The sequence below is a fragment of the Sphingomonas sp. BK481 genome, from assembly GCF_014194875.1.
Lineage (GTDB): Bacteria > Pseudomonadota > Alphaproteobacteria > Sphingomonadales > Sphingomonadaceae > Sphingomonas > Sphingomonas aerolata.
Genome location: NZ_JACIAP010000009.1, coordinates 1 through 16,886, shown reverse-complemented (window position 1 = coordinate 16,886; position 16,886 = coordinate 1). Strand labels below are relative to the sequence as shown.

Sequence of the window (16,886 nt, the reverse complement as noted above, 5' to 3'; positions counted from 1 at the left end):
GCAGCACAGCGCGCGTGCTCGACATTCCTATCCCGCTTAGCTGTAGCGTCCGGAGAAAAGATCGCCGAGCGCACGCCTGCGGAAGGCGTTCCACCAGCGCCGCCGGCGATGCTCTGGCCCGTCGTGGATCATGTGGCAGCGCGGGCATAAGGCAGCGAGGTTGCGCCAGCGCGGTCCGCTGAAGGTCGGATCGTGATTGAGGTGCGCGGTCGCCAGATAGACGGGCTTGCGCGTCATGCGGATCGCCTCGAGCGGTACGAACTCGGGCGCATGGCGGAGCTGGCGACCGCGACCGTCGCGCCAGACGTTGATCTCGGCGTCCCACCAGACCCCGTTTGCGCCGATAAGCTGCGCGACATGACGGCCATGCGGTCGCTGGCAATGTTCGCACCTGCCGCCGGCGCGCGTGAATCGCACGATATTGCTGATCTCCGGCCAGTCGATCGGATAGAGCCAGCGATGTTCGGGACGGATCGGCATTCAGCGATTCTGAGTCATCCAGCACCAGAACGAAAGGAGAAACTGCGCTACCCGAGAAAGTGGCTCGCCCGTGTCGACTGAGCAGCGCTGGATCAACTTTCTTCCCCTGGCGACGACCCAAGCGAGGATCGTCACCCGACCGGGCCGAGACCTTCGAGCTCGGGCGGAGCGAAGCGGAGCTAGAGCCGTGCCGCAGGCCGCTCCCGCGTCTCATCAGCCGGGCTCGGCTTCGGACTTGGTCAGGACCGAGAACGAGTCGACGATCAGCTCGGTACGGTAGGAAACCTCGTTGCCTTCGCCGTGGTTGCTCTCGCGGACCCGGCCGGTGACATGCACCAGATCACCCTTCCCGGCTGCTTCGACCTGGGGTCCGACATTGGAGAAGCACACGACGCTGTTCCATAGCGTGTCGGTCTTCCAGTCTTCGCCGTCGCGCCGGTTGTAATTGGCGGCGACGCTCACATAGGTGACCTTCTCACGCGCCGTGATTTTGCCGATGCGACCGATAATCCGAAACTCGGCAATATTCTGTGGCATGATATCCTCCTTCGTCGGTGTTGGGGTCGGATCCGGCTGGCCGGTGCGAGGCTAGTCGCGCTCCTCTTGGCGATGCCGAAAGTGGTGGCGCGCCAAATTCTCGGGCGTCGCGTATGTGTCGTAGGCCGTCGTCCAATCGCGCCGGATGGCCTGCTGCGCCGTCCGAAGCGGCACGCGTCGCTCGCAAACCAGTCGCCACAAGACATAGGCCAAGGCATTCTTGTCGGCCGCGTTTGCCTGGCCGCGCCGGGGCTGGAGCCACAGATCGCGCAGGTCGAGCGGCGCGCCGCCAAGCGAGATCGGGATCAGATGGTCGAGTTCGTAGTCGGCGAAGGACTCGCCCGGATGCTGCGCGTCCATCAACCGCCGTTTTATCGGCTCGGTAACCGCGAAGGCGGGGCGTGCCGATCGGGCATAGCCTGGTCGGCAGATCGTCGTGGCGATGTTCGCTTGGGTGATAGAAGGATCGACCGCCCCTGGCGTGTCGCGGGGCGGGAGGATGCTGGTTCGGTCCACCCGCAAAAGGGGATTGCGGAGCGCCGTCGATAGGCTGGAGACGGCATCGCAGAAGTCATGCGTCGCGGCGACGCTGCAGGTCGAAACCTCACCTCGCCTCACAGCCCGTTGGTCGTCGAATGGACGATACCAAAAGGCGATGGCGGTCAAGAGCGTCAACCCGCCCGATAAAGCTTGCAGCTTCAAGAGCTCATCGCCCGATTATCCACCCTTTTCACAGTCACCGCGGAACCACTCGGCTAAGTGAATTAGCTCAGTTCTGGCCTTGCTATCAATTCTTCAAGAGCCGTTCGAATCGCCTATCCTAGAGTTAGGGTGCAATAGCGGGCTTCTAGTCGCAACAGATTACGCCGTATTACTCCATATTCGTGCCTGTTTCGCTCCAGATATGGCGTTGTTTGATCATAGCTTGGGACCTAACCTTTTGATGCGGATGTCTTTCGGTCTCTGACATCTGCTCGGGTTAATTCAGTAACGGTGCATTGATGTGCTTCCGGCGAGTATCTTAGCGAAGGCAATTCAACTCTGCGCCGCCGGGCTAGCCGGGGGCGGAACGCCATCTCCCGCGTCGCTCGCGGTCTCCGTTCGTTCGGGTGCGGTCCTCGCCAGGCAGCCGGGCAACGCAGCTGACGCAGAGGCGACGGTCCGTGATCTGATCGCGCTGAGCGCGGACTTTAGCGCTGGACCATTGAAGATCGCGGGCCACGACTTTGCGCGTTACGGTATCACGCCGGCGACGGTTTTTGATGCCTGCGCGCTCACGCACATCGAGGACGACCAGGCTCCTATCGGCTCCGTGGGCGCGCCCTTAGTGTCGAACGTCGCGGCCATCGTCCGTCGCGCCTTCGGTGCGCGGGTCACCGACACGATCCGCCCGATGAATGCCAATTACGGCGCGCGGTATAGCTGGCACAAGTTCGGTCAAGCGGTCGATTTCGTACCCGCAGGCGGCGTCGACGCGATCGACCGCGACCAGATCCGCGCCCTCATGGCACAGAGCGGTATCCGTGTCATCGAGCTGCTCGGGCCGGGAGATCGCGGTCACTCGAACCACTGGCATGTCGCGTTTGCGCGACCAGGGCAGGTCATCGACCGGACCCGACCGATCGAAGGCGACGAGGACTGGCTCATCACCGCCTCACAAGGCGACGCGCCGTCCTCACCGACGCCCGTCGGAGTCGAGGCGCCGACCGCGCCTGCCTCGACCCTCGCCATTGCCGCAAAAGCCCCGCCGCAATGGGACGTGTTCGCGACCGAGGAATGGCGCGCAGCTCATGGAGGTGGCTCATGATCCGACATTTGATGACCAAGCTGGGCGGCACAACTGGCGCCATCGCGCTGTGCGCGGCCGGCGTCGTGGCGGTTGCGGTCCCGCAACCCGCGTACGCGTCGGACTGGGGGTGTCAGGTGGTCCTCTGCCTGGCGACGCCCGGTTCGCCGACGAAATATGCCGAGTGCGTCCCCCCGATCACGAACCTCTGGAACGCCCTCGCTATCGGCGGCTCGTTCCCGACCTGCACCGGGGTCGGCATCAAGACGAAAAAGGCCAAGCACGGCTACGACCTGACCGTAACGCAGGCCGATGGCGGAACGTCGCGGTACGCGCTCGACACCCGCTACCAGACGGTGACGCAGCAATGATCCACGCCATCGCCGCGATCACCATGCTTGCGCAGCAATGCGCGCCTGAGATCGCGACCGAGGCGGTTGTTCCCCTCGTCGTGACCGAAAGCGGCGGCGACGATCTGGCGATCAATATCAACAAGGGACCGCGTGTCCGCGCCACGTCGATCGCGGACGGCGCCGCGCTGGTGCGGCGGTACATGGCGGCCGGCTATACGGTCGATGTCGGGTTGGCACAGGTGAACTCCGCCAATTTAGCGCGGTTGGGCGTTACCGTCGAACAGGCCTTCGACCCCTGTACGAACCTGCGGCTCGCATCCTCGATTCTTCGGGCGGGATATGGCCTCGCGATCCAGCATTATACGGGGCTGGACGCGATCTCCGCGACCTATTCGCTCTACAACACCGGCACGCTGACGCGCGGTTTCCACAATGGCTATGTCGGTCGCGTCTGGTCGGCCGCGAGCGGCATGGGGACGATCCAGACACCCCCGCCCATCCCGGGCTCGGCGTCGGCGTCGGCGTCGGCGCCGACCGCCACGCCCGCCTCGGCAAAGCAAGGGATCGCCGAAGCTAGCTGGGTGGTGGGGCAGATCGATTCCCGCGCGGTTCAGGTCTTCAAATGAGCGCGGATAACAGCGTTGCTCGGGGCGGCCTCGACGCGCAGACGCAAGCCGAACAGGCTGCGTTCCAGATCCCGCCTGAGGTGGCGACACGTTATCAGGTCCGGATCATCGAGCCGTCCGACGGCAGCGAGCGCCGCGTCGGCATGTTCCTGCCGACAGATCGTGAGAATCCGTCGATCGAGATTGCCGGCGATCGCATCATTGCTCGAAACGAGGATCCCGACACCGTCTCGGCCCTGGTCACGATCGCCAAGCACAATGGCTGGGCGGGGATCGACGTCGAAGGTTCGCCTGAGTTTCGTCAGGCCGTGTGGACGGCGGCGTCGCGCGAAGGCCTGACCGTGCGCGGCTATGAGCCGAGCTTCGACGAACAGGCGCGAATGGAAGAGCTGCGTCGCGCCGATGCTGCACGACGCGACCGTGAGGTGGCGGAGAAGCCGGCGCCGACTGTCGAACCAGTCGCTCCGACGGCGGCTGTCGGGGCGACGGAGGCGACAGTCCTCGCGCCGTCGGCCGACGCGGAGAGGAACGGCGCGCCTCAGCCGTTGCCAAGCGGAAGCAGCACCGAATTGTCCGACGCCGACAAGCGCCTCCTGTTGACGGTGAGCGTCCACACGCAGGATCGCAAGGCGCTCTACGCGGCCGTCAGCGAGGACATGGACCCCTTGCGGAGGGAGGTTCAGGCCGAACGTATCGATCTGAACAGGGATGCGCTGAACGGGGCGCTGGAGCGGGCCTTGGAAAGCCCGACGCTGGTCAGCGCCTTCTCAAGGTCCGGTTATGAACCCGACGATCTCCGCCAGATGGCGCGCGAGGGAGCGTGGGACGGCGAGATCGCCGATGCGATCTACCTCGTCCGGTCCGGGCTCAACCGGCACGAAGTCGCCAAGGAAGCGGGCGCGAACGTGTCACTTGGCAACGAGCTCGCCGGCCAGCGCGAAGACCGCCGGGTCACGGGGTCGACGGTCGCGCCCGAACGGCAGCCCGAACTGGAACCACTCATCGTCCGGGAGGAGCGCCTACATCAGGCCGCTGCCGAGCGACGTCACGAGAATGACGAACTGGCCGAGCTGTTCCTGCATGGCGGGGAGGAGCGGATTGCCGCCGAGCCGCGCCTCGCCAACGCGCTGCAGGCGCAGGCGGCGATGGATCAGCATCTCGGTGCGGCTTTCGACGGGGACGCGGACCGGATGACGTCCGCGAGCCTGGAGAGCCGCCACATGATCTCGGACGTGCTGCGGCGCGGCCTGGATGTTTCGGTCCGCGAGCCGACGCCTGTTCGGCAGGTCGAGCCGATCCGCCCCACCCACGATCTCGAGAGGTAAACCCCAAGCCATGGAGACCCGTATGAAGTTCACTCAAGGCATGGGCCGGATGTTGTCCGACGCCCGCGCGCGGCAGGTCATCGGCTTTGCCGGTGCGCTCGCCCTCATTTCGATCGCACAGCCGGCCTTTGCCGATGGAACAGCGATCGAAGGTGGCCTCAACACGATCAAGACGTGGATGACCACCGTCGCGTCCGTCGTCGGTGTCATCGCCGTCATGGCGGTCGGCTATGCCAAGCTGACCGGCCGGATGGATTGGGGAAAAGCGGTCACGGTGCTGATCGGCATCGGCATCATCTTCTCGGCCACGACGATCGTCGGCTGGATGAGCAGCTCGGGTGGCTGACGCGAATAGGCTCGCCGAGGATAAGGTGTTCCTCGCCCTGACCAGGCCATCGGTGTTCATGGGATTGCCGCTCGAGGCGATCCTGCCGATCATCATGGTCTGCATGGTGATCTGGGGGATTTTCCACAATCCGTTCTACCCCCTGGCCTTGTTCGGGGCGCTCTACTTCCCGGCGCGCATGATCTGTCACTACGATTTCAATGCGTTCCGGCTGTGGGGCCTGTGGTTCCAGACCGGCTTTCTAGCCAAGAACCGCAAGTTCTGGGGAGGCGGTAGCTACTCCCCCGTCCGCCTCGCCAAAGGCGTGAAGCGGAAGCATTTCGGCAATGACTGATTCCAAGCTGAGGCATAAGAAGATCGCGGTTCGCGAGACGGATGACATCAAGTTCATTCCCTACACGCGGCACGTCGACGACACGCTGGTTGCGCTCGAGGACGGCTCGCTCATGCGCATGTACCGCGTCGATGGGCGGCCGTTCGAGACCAGCGACGTCGGCGACCTCAACACCTGGCATAACAAGCTCAACATCGCGTGGCGCTCGATCGGTGACGATCGCGTTGCGCTGTGGACCCATCTCGTGCGGACAGCGACCGACCCCGTTCTCGGCGGCGACTTCCACTCCGACTTCGCGCGAACCTTGCAGGAGAAATACGCCGACACGCTGAAGGAGAAGGTCCTCTACCACAACGAGTTCTACGTCACGATCATCGTCCGGCCGTCGAGCATGGCCGGCGAGCAAGTGACGCGGCTTTTCTCCAGGCGAAAAGCGAACGCCGAGATCGACAATCGCGCCCTCACGATCATGGCGGACAAGTGCCGCGACTTCGAAACGCTGCTTGCTGATGTCGTTCCGGAGCCGCTCTCGATGTATGAGCACAACGGTATTCTATTTTCACGACCGATGGAGGTACTTCACTTCATCCTGACCGGCGACCGCATCCGCGTGCCGCTGCTCGACGGCAGGCTAGGCCAAGCCCTGTATGCCTCACGCGTGGTGTTCGGTCGCGAGGCGGCCGAGATCCGGCTTCCGCACAAGTCGCATTATCTCGGCATGTTCGGCGTGCGCGAGTATGTCGCCAGCACGCGGACCGGTCAGTTCAACAGCCTGCTCACGCTCGACTTCCCGTTCGTGCTGACCCAGAGTTTCGCGCCGTTGGTGAAGTCGGTCGCGAGCGAGCGGTTCACCAAAAAATACAAGCAAATGGTCTCCTCGGACGATGCCGGCGTCAGCCAGGCGGAGGAACTGCTCGACGGCGTCGACGATCTCATGGCGAACCGCTTTGCCATGGGCGAGCATCACCTCTCGATCGCGGTAATCGACGAGAACCCGAAGCGGCTGCTGGAACGCTTGTCGATCGCACGATCGGCAGCGGCCGATACAGGCATGGTGATGGCGCGCGAGGACGTCGCGCTGGAGGCCGCCTTCTGGGCGCAGCTTCCCGGCAATTTTCGGATGCGCGCGCGCCCCGCGGTCATCAACACGCGCAATTTCGCAGGCTTGAGCCCGTTCTACACCTTCCCGGCAGGCCGCAAGTCTGGAAACCACTGGGGCGACGCGGTAACGCTGCTCAAGACGCGCGCGGGCTCGTCCTTCTGGTTCAATTTTCACCGTGCCGACATCGGCCACACGCTCATCATCGGGCCAACCGGTGGCGGCAAGACGGTGCTGCAGAACTTCCTGCAAGCGCAGCTCGAAAAGACCGGCGCGAAACAGGTGTTCTTCGACAAGGACCGCGGTGCCGAGATCTTCGTCCGCGCCTGTGGGGGCACCTATCTGGCGCTGCGCGACGGCGAGCCTACCGGGTTCGCGCCGTTGAAGGGTCTCACCCCTTCGCCGCACGACATTGCTTTTCTGCGGCAGTTCATTCGTGTCCTGGTACGCCGGGACAACCGCCCGCTCAGCGTCGCCGAAGAGCGACTGATCGACGAGGGTATCGAGGCGGTAATGCGGCTGCCGGCGCCGTCGCGCTCGTTCAGCGCGTTGCGCGAGATGCTGGGCTACGCCGATGCCGAGGGCATTGGTGCGCGGCTGGAGCGCTGGTGTCTGGGCGGCCCGCTCGGCTGGGCTTTCGATGGTCCACAGGACGAGGTGTCGATGTCGGCGCGGTTCATCGGCTTCGACATGACGGACTTCCTGGAGAACTCTGAGATCCGCACTCCCACGATGTTGTACCTCTTCCACCGCGTCGACGAGCTGCTGGACGGGCGGCGTGTCGTGGTTGACGTCGACGAGTTCTGGAAGGCGCTTCAGGACGAAGCCTTTCGGGCGTTCGCGCAGGACGGTCTCAAGACCTTCCGTAAGCGCAACGCCTTCATGGTATTTGGCACGCAGTCCCCGGCCGATGCGCTGCGCTCGCCGATCGCGCACTCGATCATCGAGCAGACCGCGACCAAGATCTTGCTTCCAAACTCGGACGCCAAGCGATCGGATTATTGCGACGGGCTCGGCCTGACGGATGCGGAGTATCGGCTGATCCGTGAAGACCTGACGCCGGAGAGCCGGACCTTTCTGGTCAAGCAAGGGCATACCTCGATCGTTGCGAAGCTCGATCTCGGCGGGATGCCCAATGAGCTGAAAGTGCTTTCTGGCCGCGAGGAAACCCTCGTCGCCATGGAGGAGGCCATTGCCCTGGCGGGCAACGATCCTGCGGCGTGGCTGCCGCATTTCTATGCCAACCAAAGGAGAAGCTGACATGTCGCTCAAGCGCATCATCATGGTTGCAGCCGCGCCGGTCGCGATCGTCGCGTTTACGTCGCCGGCCGCTGCACAGGGCATCCCTGTGTTCGACACCTCTACCTATGTGCAAGCGCTCGCCCAGGTCCAGAACACGATCAAAATGGTCCAGCAGGGCGAGCAGCAGATCCAGACGGCGACGACAACGCTCAGCTCGCTTCAGAAGCTGACCAACGTCAACGCGCTCGCCCCGCAATTGCTCAACGCGCAGGTGCGCAACATCCTGCCCAACACGACGATCGACGCCTCGACGTTGCTCAGTGGCGACCTGTCGAAGATTGGTTCGCTCGGTTCGCTCGCATCGAGCATCCAGTCTCGTTACGCGCTGCCGGCAACGTCGTCCTCCGACGCAGACCTGGCGTACAACCAGGCGCTCAAGGATGCGACCAGCTCATCGGCCGCCACGGCCGCGCTGGGCGAGAATACGCTCAGCATCGCCCAGACCCGGATGCAAGGCCTCGACCAGCTCCGCGAGCAACTGTCGTATGCCAAAGATCCCAAGGACGTGATGGACCTCCAAGCCCGGATCTCGGTCGAACAGGCACAGCTTCAAAACGATATGCTCAAGATGCAGGCGATCCAGATGGCGCAGGCCGGTCAGGCGAACATGCAGATCAGCGCAGCGCAAGTGGCGGCCGGTCGCGATGAAGCAGCATTCTTCAGTGCCAACACGATCAGGAAGTGATCATGCGCAAGATACTATCGCTCTGCTCGTTGCTCGTCGTCTGCGGATGCCAGCAGAACGTCGTAGTGCCTACCCCCAAGGAGCTGGTCGCCAGCCCGCAACTCCTCGCGCAGTGGCAGGCGAAGTGCGATGCGGGGGAGTACAGCCATCTCCCGGCGGATCAGAAGGCCAAGATGTGCGCGACGACCGGAGACGCGACCATCACGGTCGCCCAGACCAAGGCCGGTAACGAAGAAGTCGACTTCTTCAAACAGAACACGATCCGCAAGAAGTAGATTTACCCGCTGCGCGTTGATCGCCGAAGATCGGAACCTGACGTAATGGCTGCCGGCCCACCCAACATCATGACGCTGTTCACGACGATGTATTCGTATGTGGAGACCGCCATAGCGACCTCGGTTGCGAGCTTCGGGTCCGGGCTCGTAAGTTTCGTTGCCGCGCCTTTGGCCCTGGCGGCGATCATCTACTTCCTGCTGCTCGGCTTCGCCGTGCTGCGAGGTGCTATCCAGGCCCCGCTCCGCGAGCTGGTATTCCAGGCTGGTAAGGTCGGGTTCGCCCTCGCGGCTGCCAGTGCCGTCGGCTATTCGGCGTTTGTGGTGAACGTGGTCACCAACTTGCCGAGCGAGATCATCGCGGCTGGATCGGGCACGCCCGTCACCAACCCGGGCACGACCTTCGATACCTATGTCGCCGATACGGGCAAGCTCTCGGAGAAGTTGGTCAATGCGAACCTGAAAGTTCAGTCGCAAGAGCAGAAGGGCATCACCGACTTTCGCACGCCCGTGATTCAGCTCAGTGCCACGCTGATCACCTATCTGTGCGTCGCCGTCCTCTACATCTTCGCGTTCCTATCGGCGTCGATAGGCTTTTGCATCGTCATTTTTGCCAAGCTGTCGGTCGCGATATGCGTGGCGCTCGCACCGCTCGCGCTGGCGTGTCTGCTTTTTAACTCATCCCGCTGGCTGTTCGACGGGTGGTTGAAGCAGACCGTCAATTTCATCCTGCTGATGGTCGTCATGGCGATCATGACGAAGTTCATAACCGGCCTCCAGGAAGCCGCGATGGACGGAATCATGGGGTCGATTCCCGAGGATGGCTCGTCCTTCGTCATGGCGCAGAACGGCTACACCGTCCTGAAAGCTGCCGTGATGCTCGTCGCGACGATCGCCTGTGCGGCGATCTACATCGTCGGCACGATCTTCTTCTTTCAGTCGCCAGCCATCGCTGCGGGTATCTCGGGTGGTGCGTCCTCTGGCGGCCATGGCTTCCTGCAAACCGGCGCGAACATGTTGACCAATCGGCTCATGTTCCGGCGCGCGACGCAGGCGAACCGTCCTCCGCCAGGAGGAGGCGGCACGGGCGGCTCGGCGTCTCGGTCCAAATAAACCGGCTAGCCAGTCCCGAACCATGAATCACGAACACCGCGGGCGCGGGAACTTACCAACGGAGACCGTATGAAAAGGCTGACCATCCTGGTGATAGGCGCGGTTGCGCTTGGCGGCTGCACCGGGACTCATATCAAACCCGTCTCGGTGTGCGACGGCAAGCACCGGCGCCCCGCCAATCTTTACGGGTCGATCCTGCCGAGCTTGCCGGTGCCACTGCCGGCGTCACAGCAGGGCGCAGGGCAGTCGATGGTGGCGCCGCCATCACGCGAGCTAGCACCGGCGCCTCTTCCCGCACCGACCCCTACGCCCGGTGCCGGAGGTACGCCTGCCGCCCCAATCGGACCTGGGGCCATGAATATCCCGCGATCGGCGCCACGCACGTCCGCGCAGGACGTCGCGCCGACCTACTCCTCCTGCTGAAGGGATCGACGCCATGGGCGCGGTGAAGGCCGAAGATAAAGAGAAATACTACGAGACATCGAGGACGTGGGAATATGACCGTATGCGTGCGGCGATCCAGTCCAAGCGGCTCGCCTGGGGCGTTGCGGCGGCTGCGTGCACGCTCGCTGTGGCGTCGGTTGCGGCAGTCGCGATGCTCAGCCCGCTGAAGACCGTCGAGCCCTATGTCATCAGGGTCGACAAGAGCTCGGGCGAGACGCAGGTCGTGACCGCGCTCAAGGGGCCGCAGCCGCGCACCTATGAAGATGCGGTCAACCGCTACTTCATCTCGCAATATGTGCGGTTGCGCGAAGGCTGGCTCAACGATGCCGCGCGCGAGAACGCCTATACGGTCATGCTCACCAGCGATTCCGCCGAGAGCGCTCGTTACCTGAACAGCGTTCAGGCCAACAACAAGAACGCGCCTTCCAACATTTACGGCGACAAGGGCTTCGTCTCGATCTCGATCCGGACGATCAGTTTCCTCAGTCCTACCGTGGCGCAGGTCCGCTTCACGAAGATCATCACCTTCGGGCAGAACACGCCGATCGCGCAAAATTGGAACGCGATACTGACCTTCAGATACACGACGGCGCCGGAGCATGAGAAGGATCGGAATCTCAATCCGCTCGGCTTCCAGGTCGTGAATTATCGTTCTGACCCGGAGGCGTGACATGAGCGATCAGCCAAATACGTCGGCCAATGGCGACCGTGTTGCAGTCCCCTTCTTGCCAGCGCTGCGCAAAGAGCTGGGTCTGCGCCTGTCACCGCCGACGACGGCGTTGGTGCTGACGGAGGATGGCGCCAGGAACCGCTTCTGGCGCGGGGTCGGGGCGGTGTGGCACCGCCTCGTCGCGTTCTCGGTTCTGGGTGCCGCGGCAGTCACGCTCGCGCCACAGCCTGCGTTCGCGTCGGAGACCCCCGTCCCCGGGGCCAAGGACGCGCGCGTTCGCAACGTCAACTACGATCCGGATCAGGTTGTGACGATCGTCGGCAGTTTCCGGCACGCGATCGAGATCCAGTTCGGGCCTGGCGAAACGATCACGCAGGCCGCTCTGGGCGATACCGTCTCCTGGCAGATCGCGCCCGTAGGCAATATCGTCTTTCTCAAACCCCGCGAGAGGGCTGGAGGCACCAACCTGATCGTCGTCACCAACGCGGGCGGCGTGCCGCGCACCTATCATTTCAACCTCGCACTAGGGACGGGCGCCACGATGTACGGCGTGCGGTTCCGCTATCCGCGCGAGGAACGGGCGATGGCGGCGTTGCAGGTGCAGCTTGCCCAGGTCCAGGCCGCCAAGGCGATCGAGACGAGCATCACCACCGCCGCGCTCGACCATGCCGTGATCGAGGGCACCCGGAATATGAATTATACCGTGCAGGGCGACGTCGCGCTGCAACCCACCGAGGTCTCCGACAACGGCGAGTTCACCGTGCTGCACTATCCAGGCCACGCCGACATTCCCTCGATCTTCGCGATCGACGTCGACGGGACCGAGACGATCGTCCCCTACGATGTTCGCGAGGATTTCGTCGTGATCCATGCAGTCTACCGGCAGCTGCGCCTCCGGCGCGGGGCGACGGTGCTGTGCATCTACAACGACGCGCCGCTGCGCAACGAGCGCGGCGATCGAACGGGCACCGTCTCCAATGTCGTCGAACGCAAAGTGAAGGGGCAGTAACATGGTCGGGACCGTCATTGACCGCGGAGGCGATGTTGCTGCCGACACCGTTGCGCCAGGCGAGGTCGATAGCCCGGTCGCGCGTAGCGGCGGGTGGGGCAACCTAGCGTTTATCGGTGCAGGCATCGGCCTGCTGGGCGCCATAGGCGGCATCGTGATAGGCTATGGCGCGTTCCACCAGTCGGCCAGCACCGCGGCTGCCGCGCAGCCCGCGAAAGCCAGTGACCGTGCCGTGGACGACGTGATGGGATCGCCGAATGCGCAGCGCGCGGCGCTCGCGGGTCAACTCGGCCAGCCCGGCGCGGCGCAAACCGACATCTTCGGACGGCCGATCGCCGCAGCCCCGGGGCCGCAGGTCGCCGATGCCAACGGAAATCCGCTGCCGGCAACGAGCGGGACAACCTCCCCAACGGCGAACGGACAGCAATCTCCCGAGCAGCGACGTGCCGAGCAGGCACGCGCCATGGCCGATGCGGCGCGGCGGTCGCCGATCATGGCCTTTGGCAACACCGGGCTGGCCTCGGCCGCCCTTCCCGCCTCCGCCGGTGCCGACGCCCAACAGGGCACGGACCTCGACGACCGGACGCGCGGCGGCCAATCCACTGTCGCGCGGCGGGGCCTCGGTGCCAGCGGCTTCGGAGCGCCGGGTGAAGACAATCCGGCCGAGGCGGGCAAGGGATCGACCGACTTCAGCGATCAGCTCGGCCATGCCGCGATCCAGACGGTCCGGGCAACGATGGTCGCGGACCGTAACCTTCTGCTGAGTGCGGGCACGGTCATCCCCTGCACGCTCCAAACGGCGATCAACTCGACGCAGGCCGGGTTCGTTTCCTGCGTCATCAATCACGAAGTCTATTCCGAGAACGGTCGCATCGTCCTGCTCGACAAGGGGACCAAGGTCCTCGGGCAATATTCCGGCGGCATCACGCAGGGGCAAGCGCGCCTGTTCGTGCTGTGGACGCGCGCCCTGACGCCGCGCGGCGTCGCGATCGACCTCGGCTCACCGGCAGCGGATAGCCTTGGTCGGGCCGGTTTGCCCGGCGGCGTCGATACCCAGTTCTGGGCCCGGTTTGGCGTTGGGCTCGTCATCTCGGTGTTGGAAGATGCCTCGCAGATCGCCGGTCGGGCGCTTGCCAACGAGGGGAGCAACACCACGCAGGTCCCCGGCCAAACCGGGCAGACGGTCCTTCAGCAAACTATGAACATCAAGCCGATCTTGAAGAAGAACCAGGGCGACACCGCGGCGATCTTCGTCGCCAAGGACTTCGATTTCCGCTCGGTCTATGACGTAGGATTGAGGCGTTAAGGCCGTGGCATCCAGTCCGACGTCGCTGATCTACGAGCATAATGCCGAGCCGATCCGACGGCACCTTCTGCGCGACGATGTGACCGAGCTGGTCATCAACGAGCCGGGGATGATCGGCCTTGAAACGCGGGGTGGCTGGGAGTGGCACGAGGAGCCCGCACTGGACAATGCGGCCCTCATGACGCTGGCGAAGCTGATCGCGGGGCTGACCAAGCAGGATATCAACTCCGAATATCCGATCTGCTCCTCGGTCTTGCCGGGCGGCGAGCGCGCGCAGGTCGTCGTCCCCCCGGCGGTCGAGCAAGGCTTCATCTCGATCACGATCCGCAAAGCGTCGGGCGTGACGATGAACATCGACGATTTCGAGCGTGCCGGCCTGTTCAGCGAGGTCCGCGCGCACGGCCTGTACGAGGAGGTCGACCCCGATCTGCTGCGACTGCGCGAGGCGGGCGACTGGCGCGCCTTCTTCAAGCTGGCGGTCGAAGCCCGCAAGAACATCCTCATTTCCGGCGCGACGGGCTCCGGCAAGACGAGCTTCTCTAAGGGTCTCATCAAGCTGATCCCGGACTATGAGCGGATCCTGACGATCGAGGACACGCGCGAGCTCGTTGTACCCCAGCGCAACCACGTCCACATGATGTACGCCAAGGATGGGAAGAGCCTCCAGAAGGCGGGCGCCAAGGAGTTGCTGGAATCGGCGCTGCGGATGCGGCCCGATCGCATCCTTCTGCAGGAGCTGCGGGACGGCACCGCCTTCTTCTACCTGCGCAACGTCAACAGCGGTCATCCCGGTTCGATCACCACGGTCCACGCAAACACGGCGGAGGGCGCGCTCGAGCAGCTGACGCTGCTGGTGAAGGAATCGGAGGGCGGCAACGATCTCGACCGCCACGACATCCGGGCGCTGCTGCGCTCGCTGGTCGATATCGTCGTGCAGATGCACCGCCTGCCACCCGGCGAGGGCCAGCCGGCGCGCTATCGCATGACCGAAGTATGGTTCGATCCGGCGAGCAAGCCGACCGACTGAAGGGGGTATCGGCATGAACGGAAAATGGGTGCGAAGCGACGAAGGGTCGCAGCCGGGCGCGATCGCGTTCCTCGGCATCATCGGCCTGGCGCTGAGCGCCACGATCGGCGCCCTCGCCGTCCTGTGGCGTGCCCACCTCCTCAACGCGCATACGCCCTGGATTAAGGTGCCGGCCGCGCTGTGGGCGCTGAAGGGCTATCCGATCGTCTATCAGCCGTTCCTGATCGGCGTCGGGATCGGCCTCGTCCTGACGGTCATCACCATTCTCTCCACGCTGTTCAAACGGCAGAAGCTCCACGGCGAGGCGCGCTTCGCACGAGTCGGCGAGGTCCGCAACGGCAAGATGCTCGCCTCGGCCGGCATCGTGCTGGGCAAGTTCGGCGGCAAGGTGATGCGCTTTGGCGGACCCGAGCATGTGATGCTGGAAGCCCCAACGCGCGCCGGCAAGGGGGTGGGCGTCATCATCCCGAACTTGCTCGACTGGCTCGATTCTCTCGTGGTGCTCGACATCAAGCAGGAAAATTACGACAATACGGCGGGGTATCGGCTGAAGGTGCTCGGGCAGCAGGTGCTGCTCTTCAACCCGCTCGATCCCACGGGCCGCACCGTGCGGTGGAACCCGCTGAGCTACATCAACCGGCATGATCCGGTGGAGGTCATCAACGAGCTTCAGAAGATCGCGGCAATGCTCTATCCCGATCCGCTCACGGGCGAGAAGTTCTGGGCCGAGGGCGCGCGAACCGCTTTCCTCGGCATCACCGCATATATCGCGGCAACCGTCGACGATGGGGAGGACGCCCTCCCCTTTACGCTCGGCGAGGTGTACCGCCAGTTCGCGGCCAGCGACGCCCAGCGGCGTTTCCCGAAGATCATCGCCGATCGTAAGAAGGCCGGTAAGCCCCTGTCGGAAGGGTGCGTATCGGCGATCAAGGATTATACCGGCTCGTCGGCGAACACATTCTCTGGATTGCGCCAGTCGGTTACGTCCAAGATCAACGGCTGGCTGAACCCATATGTCGATGCGGCGACCTCAGAGAGTGATTTCGATCTCAGTGACTTTCGGGACAAGCGGATCTCGCTCTATCTCGGCGTGTCGCCGGATGACCTGGAGCGGGTTGCGCCGATCTACGGCCTGCTCTTCCAGCAACTCATCGACCGCAACGTCCGCGAGCTGCCGAAGGGCGACAAGCATCAGATCAAGGTGCTGCTAGCCCTGGACGAGTTCGCGAGCCTCGGCAAATGCACCGTGCTCGCGAACGCCTTCAGCTATGTCGCCGGCTACGGGTTGCGGATGCTGCCGGCATTCCAGTCGCTCGAACAGATCCAGGGCGTCTATGGGGACAAGGTGGCGGCCGACATCGAGCGGAACTGCGCGGTGCGGCTCGTGCTTCGTCCGGCCGGTTTGGCCGAAGCGAAGAAGATTTCGGACCAGCTCGGCAGCTACACGTTCAAGGCTCGCTCGCGCTCGATGGGAACGTGGGGTGGCGGCGGCGGCTCCACCTCGGACTCCGATCAGCGCCGGCCGCTGATGCTCCCTCAGGAAGTCGAGTTGCTGCCGGAGGACGATCTGATCGTTTTCCGGCGAGGCATGTACGCGACCTATGGAAAGAAGGTCCGCTACTATGCCGAGAAGAAGCTCTCGGCGCGGACCAAGATACCGGCCCCCGAGATGCCCCAGATCCGCGTCGACCCGGCGGTCGCTGCTAACAGCCTCCGCGTGATCGAGGCCACGCAGGCCCCGGATGACGTCAATGCCGCCTCGTCAGCGCCAGGCGCCGCGCCGATGGCAGGAGCGGTTGCGACTAACGGCGCTCCCGCAGTAGGTCGGCATGGATTGAACCAAGCCGCGATCAACGCCGCCTTGGCCGTTCCGTCAAACGAGCGTGTCGCCAAGCTCTTCGACGGCGTCCTCATGGTGCGAGGCAGATCTGGGTGACCAATGGGAATGCCTTCTCATCGAGTTTTAAAGTGGGAACGAGCAAGGTTGTCCCCGGAGGGCGTCAGTTGGGGACTTTCCTGCCAGACAGCTTTCAGGATTGGAACGGTCGAAAGCCGCCGGCACGTGGTGTCACAACCGTTCGAGACTGTTGAAAAAGGATCGCGTGGGATCAGCGTGGTGGATGACAGGTGACGCCGGGCACCGGAGGATGCGCCGCGTATCAGGCCGGCGCG

General features: G+C 64.0%; 19 protein-coding genes. 15 read left to right on the top strand and 4 right to left on the bottom strand.

Annotated elements, in window-relative coordinates:
• Positions 1-36 precede the first annotated feature (36 nt).
• The 3 genes from FHY04_RS16065 to FHY04_RS16055 form a co-directional block, all read right to left on the bottom strand.
• Positions 37-480, bottom strand: coding sequence for a hypothetical protein (locus FHY04_RS16065; RefSeq protein WP_183937170.1), 444 nt, complete (start codon positions 478-480; stop codon positions 37-39).
• 213 nt (positions 481-693) lie between these two features.
• Positions 694-1,017, bottom strand: a complete 324-nt coding sequence (locus FHY04_RS16060; RefSeq protein WP_183937169.1) for a single-stranded DNA-binding protein — start codon at positions 1,015-1,017, stop codon at positions 694-696.
• Between the two features lie 51 nt (positions 1,018-1,068).
• Positions 1,069-1,683 carry a hypothetical protein gene (locus tag FHY04_RS16055; RefSeq protein ID WP_260171574.1) on the bottom strand — a complete coding sequence of 205 codons (615 nt, stop codon included), beginning with the start codon at positions 1,681-1,683 and terminating at the stop codon, positions 1,069-1,071.
• Between the two features lie 646 nt (positions 1,684-2,329).
• Here FHY04_RS16055 and FHY04_RS22705 point away from each other — a divergent pair.
• The 15 genes from FHY04_RS22705 to FHY04_RS15980 all read left to right on the top strand — a co-directional run bounded on the left by FHY04_RS22705 (position 2,330) and on the right by FHY04_RS15980 (position 16,650).
• Positions 2,330-2,824, top strand: coding sequence for a hypothetical protein (locus FHY04_RS22705; RefSeq protein WP_260171573.1), 495 nt, complete (start codon positions 2,330-2,332; stop codon positions 2,822-2,824).
• Positions 2,821-3,174, top strand: a complete 354-nt coding sequence (locus FHY04_RS16045) for a hypothetical protein (protein WP_183937167.1) — start codon at positions 2,821-2,823, stop codon at positions 3,172-3,174. Before FHY04_RS22705 ends, FHY04_RS16045 begins: the two co-directional genes overlap by 4 nt.
• A complete protein-coding gene (locus tag FHY04_RS16040) occupies positions 3,171-3,782 on the top strand; it encodes a lytic transglycosylase domain-containing protein (protein WP_183937166.1) in 612 nt (203 codons plus the stop codon). Before FHY04_RS16045 ends, FHY04_RS16040 begins: the two co-directional genes overlap by 4 nt.
• Positions 3,779-5,107, top strand: coding sequence for an LPD7 domain-containing protein (locus FHY04_RS16035; RefSeq protein WP_183937165.1), 1,329 nt, complete (start codon positions 3,779-3,781; stop codon positions 5,105-5,107). Before FHY04_RS16040 ends, FHY04_RS16035 begins: the two co-directional genes overlap by 4 nt.
• Positions 5,108-5,129: 22 nt before the next feature.
• Positions 5,130-5,453: a TrbC/VirB2 family protein gene (locus FHY04_RS16030; protein ID WP_183937164.1), complete on the top strand. Its 324-nt coding sequence runs from the start codon at positions 5,130-5,132 to the stop codon at positions 5,451-5,453.
• Positions 5,446-5,787: a VirB3 family type IV secretion system protein gene (locus FHY04_RS16025; RefSeq protein ID WP_183937163.1), complete on the top strand. Its 342-nt coding sequence runs from the start codon at positions 5,446-5,448 to the stop codon at positions 5,785-5,787. The genes FHY04_RS16030 and FHY04_RS16025 overlap by 8 nt, the downstream gene beginning before the upstream one ends.
• Positions 5,780-8,146, top strand: coding sequence for a VirB4 family type IV secretion/conjugal transfer ATPase (locus tag FHY04_RS16020; protein ID WP_183937162.1), 2,367 nt, complete (start codon positions 5,780-5,782; stop codon positions 8,144-8,146). The genes FHY04_RS16025 and FHY04_RS16020 overlap by 8 nt, the downstream gene beginning before the upstream one ends.
• Complete coding sequence (locus tag FHY04_RS16015) at positions 8,079-8,873, top strand: type IV secretion system protein (RefSeq protein ID WP_260171572.1); 795 nt, start codon at positions 8,079-8,081, stop codon at positions 8,871-8,873. The genes FHY04_RS16020 and FHY04_RS16015 overlap by 68 nt, the downstream gene beginning before the upstream one ends.
• A 2-nt stretch (positions 8,874-8,875) precedes the next feature.
• Positions 8,876-9,148, top strand: a complete 273-nt coding sequence (locus tag FHY04_RS16010; RefSeq protein WP_183937161.1) for a hypothetical protein — start codon at positions 8,876-8,878, stop codon at positions 9,146-9,148.
• Positions 9,149-9,193: 45 nt separating this feature from the next.
• Positions 9,194-10,258, top strand: a complete 1,065-nt coding sequence (locus FHY04_RS16005; protein WP_260171571.1) for a type IV secretion system protein — start codon at positions 9,194-9,196, stop codon at positions 10,256-10,258.
• A gap of 436 nt (positions 10,259-10,694) precedes the next feature.
• On the top strand, positions 10,695-11,372 hold the full coding sequence (locus FHY04_RS16000; protein ID WP_183937160.1) for a virB8 family protein: 678 nt from the start codon (positions 10,695-10,697) through the stop codon (positions 11,370-11,372).
• Position 11,373: 1 nt separating this feature from the next.
• Positions 11,374-12,381 (top strand): TrbG/VirB9 family P-type conjugative transfer protein, encoded by a 1,008-nt coding sequence (locus FHY04_RS15995; RefSeq protein ID WP_183937159.1) that lies wholly within the window; start codon positions 11,374-11,376, stop codon positions 12,379-12,381.
• 1 nt (position 12,382) lies between these two features.
• On the top strand, positions 12,383-13,687 hold the full coding sequence (gene virB10, locus FHY04_RS15990) for a type IV secretion system protein VirB10 (RefSeq protein ID WP_183937158.1): 1,305 nt from the start codon (positions 12,383-12,385) through the stop codon (positions 13,685-13,687).
• Between the two features lie 4 nt (positions 13,688-13,691).
• Positions 13,692-14,714, top strand: coding sequence for a P-type DNA transfer ATPase VirB11 (gene virB11 / locus FHY04_RS15985; RefSeq protein ID WP_121905596.1), 1,023 nt, complete (start codon positions 13,692-13,694; stop codon positions 14,712-14,714).
• A 13-nt stretch (positions 14,715-14,727) separates the two neighbouring features.
• Positions 14,728-16,650 carry a type IV secretory system conjugative DNA transfer family protein gene (locus FHY04_RS15980; protein WP_183937156.1) on the top strand — a complete coding sequence of 641 codons (1,923 nt, stop codon included), beginning with the start codon at positions 14,728-14,730 and terminating at the stop codon, positions 16,648-16,650.
• A 17-nt stretch (positions 16,651-16,667) separates the two neighbouring features.
• Here the strand turns inward: FHY04_RS15980 and FHY04_RS22310 are convergent.
• Positions 16,668-16,886, bottom strand: a 219-nt coding sequence (locus FHY04_RS22310) for a hypothetical protein (protein ID WP_221211826.1), incomplete at its 5' end; no start/stop codon positions are given.